Below are 10117 nucleotides of genomic sequence, written 5' to 3'. Positions count from 1 at the left end.
AGAAGCCCTTCACCGTGGGGGCCATCAACCTGACCGACTATTATTTTGAACACCGCCGGGCCATGGTGGACGCCCAGAACAACGCCCTGAAGGTCATCAAGGAAGTGGGGGCCGAATTTGGGAAGAAGTTCGACACCAATTACGGCCTGATCGAGAAATACCAGCTGGACGACGCCGAAGTGGCCATCGTGGCCTTGGGTTCCACCTGCGGCACCGCCAAGGTGGTAATAGACAAGCTGCGGAAACAGGGGGTCAAGGCCGGCCTGCTCAAGGTCCGCGTCTTCCGCCCCTTCCCCACCGAGGAGATCGCCAGGGCCCTGGAGAACATCAAGACGGTGGCGGTGCTGGACCGCTCCGACTCCATCGGCAGTTTCGGCGGCCCGGTGTTCACCGAGGTCCGCTCGGCCCTCTACGGCTCGGCCAAAAAGCCCCAGATCGCCGGCGTGATCTACGGCCTGGGCGGGCGGGAGATAGACATGGAGCAGATCGAGGGCCTGTTCATGGACCTGAAGGCAGGCAAGGTCAAGGCCGATTCGGTCAGCTACCTGGGGGTCCGGGACTAAATACAAAAAGCGGAAGGCAGAATTTTGAATTCTGAATTCTGAATTTAGAATTTTATTACAAGGATAATATAAAAATGGCAAATCTTAAAGAACTGGCAGCCCGGGGCGACAAGTTCACCGGGGGACACCGGGCCTGCGCCGGGTGCGGAGCCACCATCGTGGCCCGCCAGGCATTGCTGGCCGCCGGTGACAAGCCGGTAGTGGCCACCTGCGCCACCGGCTGTCTGGAAGTGGTCTCCACCATCTTCCCCTATACCGCCTGGGACGTGCCCTTCATCCACAGCGCCTTTGAGAACTCGGCGGCCACCATCTCCGGGGTGGAAGCGGCCTACAAGTCGCTGAAGCGCCAGGGCACGGTCACCGAGGACATCCGTTTCATGGCCTTTGGCGGCGACGGCGGCACCTACGACATCGGGCTGCAGGCCCTGTCCGGCGCCATGGAGCGCGGGCACAACATGCTCTACATCTGCTACGACAACCAGGCCTACATGAACACCGGGATCCAGCGCTCCTCGGCCACCCCCAAGGGCAGCGCCACCACCACCAGCCCCAACGGCAAAAAGATACCCGGCAAGGTCCAGTTCCGCAAGAACCTGACCGAGATCATAGCGGCCCACGGCATTCCCTATGTGGCCCAGAGCGTGGTGGGCAACTGGTCCGATTTCACCAAGAAAGTGGAAAAGGCTTTGGCCAAGGGCGGCCCGGCCTTCATCGCAGTATTGCAGCCCTGCCGTCTGGGCTGGGGCTATCCCCCGGAACTGACCGCCGAGCTGGGACGGCTGGCGGTGGAGACCAATTTCTGGCCGCTGTACGAGGTGGAGGACGGCAAGTACAAGATCAACTACACCCCCAAGGAGAGAAAACCCATCACCGAATGGATGTTCCAGCAGGAGCGGTTCCGCCACCTGAAGCGCCCGGAGAACCAGGCCATCCTGGAAGAGATCCAGAAGGACATCGATCTGCGCTGGGAGACCCTGGGCAAAAAGTGCAACTTGTAACTTGGGGAACAGATAACTTGGAAATTAGGTAAATGGGAAATAGATAAATGGGAAAAGGGATCAGGGGCAGGGACTTGGGATCAGATGACAGGAAACAGGAAACAGAGATCAGTAATTAGGTTGCCCAAGCCTCAACAAGAAGAAATTTTACGAGGTGAATTAAAGTGCCGGTGGAAAATTTAAACGTATTCGAGGACGATTTTTGGTCTATTAATGAGCTGTTGAACCAGCTCCTTAAGAACACCAATTCCCTGGCGGTGCTGCTGATAGACAAGGCCGGCCAGCTGATCACCACGGCCGGGGATATCAGCCAGCTGGACACCACCTCGTTCGCCTCGCTCTCGGCCGCCGATTTCGCGGCCACCAGCCAGCTGGCCATGCTGGTGGGGGAGAAGGAATTCTCCACCCTGTTCCATCAGGGGGAAAAACAGAACATCTACGTGGCCTCCATCGAATCCCGGGTGATGCTGGCGGTGATCTTCGACCAGCGCACCACCCTGGGCTTGGTGCGGGTCCGCACCAAGCAGACCGTGGCCGAGCTGATCAAGATGTTCCAGGCCATCTTCGCCAAACTGGAGGAATCTCCCCAGCCCCCGCCGCTGTCGGGTTCAAATTTCGGCTCCGATTTCGCCTCCGAGGCCGAATCAGAGCTGGATAACCTTTTTAAGTAGCCGGGAGCGCCAAAAGTGTCTTTAATAAATTATTCATCCCGCGAGATCAACTGCAAGATCGTCTACTACGGATGCGGCCTTTGCGGCAAGACCACCAATATCAAGCACATTTACACCAAGGTGGCGCCCGAGGCCAAAGGCAAGCTGATCTCCCTGGCCACCGAGCTGGACCGGACCCTGTTCTTCGACTTTTTGCCCCTGGACCTGGGTTCCATCAAGGGCTTCAAGACCAGGTTCCACCTGTACACCGTGCCGGGTCAGGTATTCTACAACGCCAGCCGCAAGCTGATACTGAGGGGCGTGGACGGGGTGGTGTTCGTGGCCGATTCCCAGGTGGAGCGGCTGGAGGCCAACATGGAATCCATGGCCAACCTCCAGGACAACATGGCGGAGTACGGACTGAACATCCAGACCATGCCCTTCCTGATCCAGTACAACAAGAGGGACCTGCCCAACATCGCCTCGGTGGAGGAGATGCGGGGGCAGCTGAACAAGTTCAACTCCCCGGAGATGGAGGCGGTGGCCCACCAGGGTTACGGGGTGTTCGAGACCCTGAAGTCGGTGGCCAAGATGGTGCTGAAGAACCTCAGTTAGGTTCTTTTTGCCACAAAGACACAAAGACACAAAGGCACAAAGGGAATTATATATCTTAGGGACCCATTCTTCGTGTAGCCGATATTTTATGTTTACCGTAATTTGTTAATATTATTTAGTGTCTTGGTGTCTTTGTGGCTATAGTCCTTTTGTGGCTATTTGGAATTTAAATGTTCAATTTTATCATATAACAAGACCATGTCCACCTACGATATCCTTTTGCTGGTATTTTACTGCCTGATGATGCTGGTGCTCTCGGTGTACTCCTTCCATGCATATCTGATGGTCTATCTTTACCGCAAGAACAGGATCAACCGCCAAAAGGTCCGCTGCCAGATCACCGAATGGCCCACGGTCACGGTGCAGCTTCCCATCTACAACGAGAAGTATGTGGTGGAGCGGCTGATTGACTCGGCGGCCGCCCTGGACTATCCCAAGGACAAGCTGGAGATCCAGGTGCTGGACGATTCCACCGACGAGACCAGGGAGCACGCCGAACAGCTGGCCGAAAAGTACCGCAGACAGGGGATCAACATCGTCCACCTGCACCGCACCGACCGCAGCGGATTCAAGGCCGGAGCGCTTAAGGCCGGGCTGGCCGTGGCCCAGGGCGAGTTCCTGGCCATCTTCGACGCCGACTTCGTGCCCCCGGTTGATTTCCTCAGGAACATGATGCCCTACTTCTCCTCGCCCAAGATCGGCCTGGTGCAGGCCCGCTGGGGCCATATCAACGGCCAGGCCTCGCTCCTGACCAAGGGCCAGGCCATAGGGCTGGACGCCCATTTCGTGATAGAGCACGGGGCCCGCAATTCTTCCGGCATCTTCATGAACTTCAACGGCACCGCCGGGGTCTGGCGGAAGGAGGCCATAGTCAACGCCGGCGACTGGCAGCAGGACACCCTGACCGAGGACATGGACCTGTCCTACCGGGCCCAGCTGGCCGGGTGGGAGTTCATCTACGTCAACGATATAGTCTGTCCGGCCGAGGTGCCGGAGGAGGTCCACGGCTACAAAGCCCAGCAGTACCGCTGGGCCAAGGGGGCCATCCAGACCGCCAAAAAACTTCTGCCCCGGATCTGGCGCGATCCCAAGCTTACCGGCCTGCGCAAGTGGGAGGCCACCGTCCATTTGACCAACCACATCGTCTTCCCGGTGATGCTGATGGTGACCCTGCTGTCCTTCCCCATGATGATCCTCAAGGTCTCCCAGGCCGCCTCCCGGGGATTCTTCATCGGGGCCACGGTCTTCACCATTTGCGCCTTCAGCTATCCCATCTTCTACATCTACGCCCAAAAGGAGATCTATCCCGACTGGCGCCGCCGCATCCTGTTTCTGCCCATTTTGATGGCCGGGGCCATCGGCCTGTCGGTGATCAACTCCAAGGCGGTGTTCAGCGCGTTGTTCAACCGCCAGAGCGCCTTTGCCCGCACCCCCAAGTACAACCTGACCCTGGGCAAGCCCAAGGGCTGGTCCGGAAAGAAATACAAGGCCAAGTTCGAACTGACGGTGGTGCTGGAACTGCTTTTGGTGGTCTACACCTCGGCGGCCTTGTGGTACGCTTTTGAGCACATGCAGCTGGCCTCGGTGCCGTTCTTATTGTTGTACTGGCTGGGTTTCTTGTTCGTGGGAAGCTTGTCGGTGGCGCATAGTTTTAGAAGCTAGATATGGCCGGTGGTTTTGATGCACCCCTGCGGGGCACTCAACCACCATCCAGATACAACCCCCTCTCCCGGTAAGCCAGGAGAGGGGGTTTTGTTTTCCCTGAGAAGGAGGAGTGCTCAAAAAAGACCTTGATTTTGCTGGGTTTTAGGTGTATTCTTAATACTGAAACAGTCAGTATTCCAATCTGTCGGGAATTACAACCGTCCAATTCATCCGTTTAAAAAGCAATCTACAGGTCAAATGAAAACCCCTAAACACCACATTGAACATTCCCGGGTACTCCACATCCTGCTGAACCGGTGCCAGGTGCTTAGCCTGGTCGGACGGTACGACCGGGCGTTAAGCGGACTTAGCCGGGGCCTGGCCCTGTCCGGGAAGCTCCGGCACAAAAAGTTCCAGGCGGATTACCACCTGGAGTTGAGCGATGTCTATAATTCCGTCAGCAAATACGACGAGATGCTGAACTCGGCCATGGAATCCCACTCGCTTTACCGGGAGCTGGGCGACAAAAAGGGACAGGCCACCTGCCTGAACAACATCGGGCTGGCGCACGGCACCCAGGGGGATTATCCCAAGGCCCTGGATTATTTTTCCCAGGCCCTTAAGCTGGAGGAGGAGAACGGCAACCGTACGGGACAAGCGCACAGCCTCAACAATTTGAGCTTTGTCCATTACCATCGGGGAGATTATCTTGTCGCTCTGGAATGCTATGAAAAAGCCCTGAAGATAGAGGAGGAGTTCGGCGACCGGCAGGGCCAGGCCACCAGCCTGAACAACATCGGCCTGATCCACGGCAACCTGGGCGATTATTCCAAGACGCTGGAATATTTGGTCAAGGCCCTGCAGATAGAGGAGGAGATAGGCGACCGGCACTGCCAGGCCCCCAGCCTCAACAACATCGGCACGGTTTATTACCGCAGAGGCGATTATCTTAAGGCCCTGGAGTACTTCGGCCGGTCGGTAAGGATATGGGAGGAGATAGGCAACCGGGAGGGCGCTGCTCCCAGCCTTAACAACATGGGCAGCGTGGCCGGCATCCTGGATGACTATCCCAAGGCCCATGACTATTATGCCAGGGCCCTGCAGATAGAGGAAGAGACCGGCGACCGGCCGGGCCAGGCCATAAGCCTGGTCAATACCGCCAACATCTACCTGAAGCAGGGTAAATATGATGAAGCCAGGGCCTGCCTGGTCAGGAGTGAAAAGATCGCAGGGGAGGTGGGGAACAAGTTCGTCCTGCGCCAGGTCTGTCTTTTTTACGGCGAACTGGAGCTGACCCTCAAAGATCCCTCCCTGGCCCTGGAATATGCGGAGAGGTCGATTGATCTGTCCGGACAGCTTAATTCAAAGGCCGGGCGGGCGGAGGCTCTGCTGCTGCAGGCCCGGATAGAGGGATCGGACGAAAAATTCCGGGAAGCCATTGCCGTCTTTGAATCGGTCAAGCAGCCGCTGGACATAGCCAAGGCACGATATTATTACGGCCTGGTGATGGGGCTGTCCGACGAGATAAAAGCGGCCCGGGATATTTTCTTAAGGCTGGGCCTTAAGAAATGGGTTGATAGGATTGATAGCGGTGGTGGCAATTCATGAATTGCCACTAGGTGCATATTATCTGTAAAGAATATAACCTCCGGACTGCTGAAGAGGATATTACCCGGTTGCATCCGCTTTTCACCATATAAATGAAGGAGGAAACCAAAATGTGGACTGCGATCATCGGCCAAAATGCGGGGGCGGTCTGGAAAGTGCTTAGCGCCAAGGGAGACCAGAACCTCAGCTCCCTTAAAAAACTGGCCAAGCTGAACGACAAGCAGCTTTACCTGTCCCTGGGCTGGCTGGCCCGTGAGGGCAAGGTCAAATTCACCCCCGACAAGGCGCAGACATTGGTGGGATTGAAATAGGGGATTTGCACAGAGACACTGAGGCCCAGAGGGTTTATTTAATGGATCACGTTATTTCGCAGGGGCGATTGGGAAAACGCCCCTGCGGGATACTTCAAACTGGTTAACCTCTGCGGTTATAAACGCAGAGGTATTTATTTTTACCCGTAATCCGGGGAAAGTTTGTCTGCACCGTTTCGTTGGCAAGTATTTATGAAAAATAATATCTACAGCGCCCTTGACATATTCGTTGAAACATGTTAAAATCCAACCGAAAGGTAATATTATAAATAGTATTAGTAATTTAGAATAACATGAATAATATATGATTAAGTATTTAAAACAAACAAAACGGTAATATATGATATATTCGGAATTGAATCTCCTGCGCCAACGGTCGTTCACCTTTGAAAAGGCCGCAAAATGCGTCAATGGCTTGACGACAAAAAATATTCATGATTGGGACCAGGCAGGCCTGTTGACCCACCAGCGGTCCCGGGCCAACAAGGGATGGCGTCGTTTTTCCATTCTCGACATCCACACCCTGATGATGATCGCAGCCATGAAAGAGATCGGCATGGCCGCCGATGCCATCAAGTGCGTGCTGGATGATATGAGAAATGATGATTTTTATAATCTGGACCATGATCCGACGATCAATGCCTACGAAACCGTGTCCCTTGTTGCACTGACCGAGCGGCGGGACTATTACCTTGTCATCATGTTCAAGGGTCCGAAAGCTTTCTACATGAATTCCAGTGAATTCCGCAAACGGGTGCTGGCGGAATCCCGGTACCGGGCATTCGTCACAGTTCCGTTTTCCGATTATCTGACGTTGGCTATAAACACCGTGTTGGCCGATGGCGGCGACGAAGGTGCCGCATTTGAGCCGCTGAGAAAAGCGGCCCGCGCAATACGAGACCTTATCAATGACACCAGGGCCGAGGTTTCGAAGTGATTCCCTTTTATGGGGGAAATCCGAGACAATAAGCAACCCGATAATAAATATTCCAAAACGAACCCAATTTCCAGGCATCCAATTTAAAAATGACGTAAATACATGGTCGCTACGGAAAAACGTTCAACAATCTACTCGTTCGAAAACTACCGAATGAAAGGGAGACGTCGGAGAAGGACTGGCAGCCTCTAACCTCTTGTATTTCCACCGATTGGCTGGCGGCGATAAGCTCCCCCGGGTTTTTAGCAATACTACTTAAGTTATGGGGGGGGGGATTGCCAAAGTAAGGGAAGGCAGTAGTCTTGACCCGGCATCACTTGACACGGCATCAGATGTTCAGATGGAGGGCAGCTCCCAAATGAGTGTTTTGCAAAACGAAGCCAATTTCTCCTTTCCATTGCAGGGGAGGCCCTCCCACCGCTTTTTCGCCAGCACTATTATTTAAAAAACAATTGAGCCTCAGGCCAAAATAAGGTATAATCTTATCCATGAGCAAAACCCTGAAATCCATAGCCGGGATGTCCTTGGGCACCCTGTTCTCGCGCCTGACCGGGTTCGTAAAATGGGCGGTGTTGGGGGCGGTGCTGGGCTTTACCCCGCTGGCCGACGCCTACAACCTGGCTCATGTGCTTCCCACCATGGTCTACGAGCTGATCCTGGGCGGGATCCTGTCGGCGGTGTTCATTCCGGTGATAGTGGAGCAGCTTTCGGAACACGAGCCCAAGCAGGCCTGGCTCAACATCAGCCAGGTGATCAACGCCGGATTGCTGGTGGTGGCCGCCACCACCCTGGTCTGCTTTGCCGCCTCGCCCTTCCTGGTCTACATCCAGACACTGAAGGCCCAGACCGCCACCCGGGAACAGGTGCTGTTCTTCTTCTGGTTCTTCATCCCCCAGATATTCTTCTACGGGCTTTCGGCCATCGGCGGGGGCGTGCTTAACGCCCGGGGAAAGTTCGCCGCGGTGGCCTACGCCCCGGTGGCCAACAACCTGGTGGTCATAGCGGCATTGTTTGCCTACAAACTTTTCCCCTGGTTCGGCCCGGCCGGGCTGGCCTTAGGAACCACCTTCGGAGTGCTGGCCCAGGTGCTGCTGCTCCTTCCCGGCCTTAAAAGCAGCGGATTTAAATACCACTTTACCGTCAACTTCAAGCACCCGGCGGTGGTCAAGACCTTTCAGCTTTCCCTGCCGGTCATCCTTTACGTGGCCTTCAACCAGCTGAACCTGACCGTCCAGAACAATCTGGCCATCGGCATCCAGGGCGGGGTCTCGGCCCTGCAGTACGCTTTTGCCTTTTACATCCTGCCCCACGGCCTGCTGGCGGTGTCCATCGGGACGGTGCTGCTGCCGGGTCTGTCCCACCTGGCGGTGAAGAAGGAGTGGGAAAGTTTTGCCGGCTCCGTCCGCCGGGGAATAAGCTGGAGCGCCCTATGCATCATCCCGTCGATGGCGGTGCTGATCACCTGCAGTTTTCCCATCGTCCAGTCGCTGATGCAGCACGGACGCTTCCACACCGCCGACAGCATAATGCTGGCCCGGGTGCTGTCCCTGTATTCGCTGGGACTGTTCTCCTTCACCCTGTACCTGTTCCTCAACCGGGTCTTTTATTCCCTGCAGGACACCAAGACCCCGATGGTACTCAATCTCATCGGCAATGCCTTCAACTCGGGCTTTAACCTGCTGGTGATCGGGAAGCTGGGGGTGGACGGGCTGGCCCTGGGGCACGCCGCGGCCTATACCCTGATCGCGCTTTTAAGCCTGTGGCTGATCCGGTCCCGGGTCCGGGAGATCAAACTGAGTTTGCTGCTGCCGGTGTTCCTGAAAACTGCGGCGGCCTCGATCCTGGTCGGCCTGCTGGGCTGGGGCCTGAGCCTTGGCTGGCAGCGCTGGGTGGACGGCGGGCATTTGGGTCCCAAGATATTCTACCTGGCGGCCATGATGCTGGGGCTGGGGGCTGCCTATCTGGGTCTGGCCCGGCTGTTCCGGATAGCCGAGTTGATGGAGATGTTCAAGATGCTGCGTCCGGCCACCAAACCGGAGAAGCCGCTGTAAAATTTTGCCACAAAGACACGAAGCCACAAAGATCAATAATAAATAACCATTAACGATTTAAAAGTTTGGTGCCTTAGTGTCTTAGTGGCTATTAATAGGTATCTACTCCAATGAAACAAAAAGAAGACCTGAGATCAAAGGTCAAAGAACTGATAACCTCCCGGAAGCTGATCAGCCCCGGGGACCACGTGCTGGCGGCCTTTTCCGGCGGCCCTGATTCCCTGTGCCTGCTGCACCTCTTGAACGAATTGTCCGGAGAACTGGGGTTCAAACTGACCGCCTGCCATATTGACCATCATCTGCGGGGAAAAGCCTCGCAAGCCGATGCCGCCTGGGCCAGGCAGCTGGCACAAAGCTGGGGGGTAAGGATGATCACCGTGAATGTGGATGTCAAAGCACACTCCCGGAACAACAGGCTTTCCCTGGAAACCTCGGCCCGGGAGCTGAGGCGGGCGGCCCTGCTGGATGTCTCAAAAAAACAAAAATGCAGCAAGATAGCCACCGGCCACAACCTGGACGACCAGGCCGAGACAGTGCTTATGCACCTGATCCGGGGCTCCGGCTTAAGCGGCCTGGCCGGGATACCTTTGGTCAACGGGACATACGTCAGACCTCTTATAAGCTGTAGCCGGGAGAGGATTGAAGCCTACCTTGAACAGCTCAAACTGGCCGGGCGCAGGGATGCATCCAACAGTTCCCCAAAGTTCTTCCGCAACCGGGTCCGCCATCAGCTGATGCCC

The 10117-nt window shown here is 55.8% G+C and carries 10 protein-coding genes; all 10 read left to right on the top strand.

Going from position 1 to position 10117, the window contains the following annotated elements:
- Positions 1 to 563: transketolase C-terminal domain-containing protein (locus Q7U71_11255; GenBank protein MDO9392332.1), on the top strand; the 563-nt coding region annotated here is incomplete at its 5' end.
- A gap of 74 nt (positions 564 to 637) precedes the next feature.
- On the top strand, positions 638 to 1561 hold the full coding sequence (locus Q7U71_11250) for a thiamine pyrophosphate-dependent enzyme (GenBank protein ID MDO9392331.1): 924 nt from the start codon (positions 638 to 640) through the stop codon (positions 1559 to 1561).
- 164 nt (positions 1562 to 1725) lie between these two features.
- Positions 1726 to 2232, top strand: a complete 507-nt coding sequence (locus Q7U71_11245) for a roadblock/LC7 domain-containing protein (protein ID MDO9392330.1) — start codon at positions 1726 to 1728, stop codon at positions 2230 to 2232.
- A 15-nt stretch (positions 2233 to 2247) separates the two neighbouring features.
- A complete protein-coding gene (locus Q7U71_11240; GenBank protein ID MDO9392329.1) occupies positions 2248 to 2826 on the top strand; it encodes an ADP-ribosylation factor-like protein in 579 nt (192 codons plus the stop codon).
- Between the two features lie 198 nt (positions 2827 to 3024).
- Entirely contained in the window at positions 3025 to 4488 is a 1464-nt protein-coding gene (locus Q7U71_11235) for a glycosyltransferase family 2 protein (protein ID MDO9392328.1), read from the top strand.
- A 240-nt stretch (positions 4489 to 4728) separates the two neighbouring features.
- Positions 4729 to 6078 carry a tetratricopeptide repeat protein gene (locus Q7U71_11230; GenBank protein MDO9392327.1) on the top strand — a complete coding sequence of 450 codons (1350 nt, stop codon included), beginning with the start codon at positions 4729 to 4731 and terminating at the stop codon, positions 6076 to 6078.
- 110 nt (positions 6079 to 6188) lie between these two features.
- Entirely contained in the window at positions 6189 to 6389 is a 201-nt protein-coding gene (locus tag Q7U71_11225) for a winged helix-turn-helix domain-containing protein (GenBank protein ID MDO9392326.1), read from the top strand.
- A gap of 340 nt (positions 6390 to 6729) precedes the next feature.
- Positions 6730 to 7326, top strand: a complete 597-nt coding sequence (locus tag Q7U71_11220; GenBank protein MDO9392325.1) for a MerR family transcriptional regulator — start codon at positions 6730 to 6732, stop codon at positions 7324 to 7326.
- A 488-nt stretch (positions 7327 to 7814) separates the two neighbouring features.
- Positions 7815 to 9377 (top strand): murein biosynthesis integral membrane protein MurJ, encoded by a 1563-nt coding sequence (gene murJ, locus Q7U71_11215; GenBank protein MDO9392324.1) that lies wholly within the window; start codon positions 7815 to 7817, stop codon positions 9375 to 9377.
- A gap of 110 nt (positions 9378 to 9487) precedes the next feature.
- Positions 9488 to 10117: tRNA lysidine(34) synthetase TilS (gene tilS, locus Q7U71_11210; protein ID MDO9392323.1), on the top strand; the 630-nt coding region annotated here is incomplete at its 3' end.

It is taken from the genome of bacterium (assembly GCA_030655055.1).
In the GTDB taxonomy this organism is placed as follows: Bacteria; Edwardsbacteria; AC1; order AC1; family EtOH8; genus UBA5202.
The sequence above is the reverse complement of the archived record's forward strand: the minus strand, read 5'-3'. Positions and strand labels throughout refer to the sequence as shown.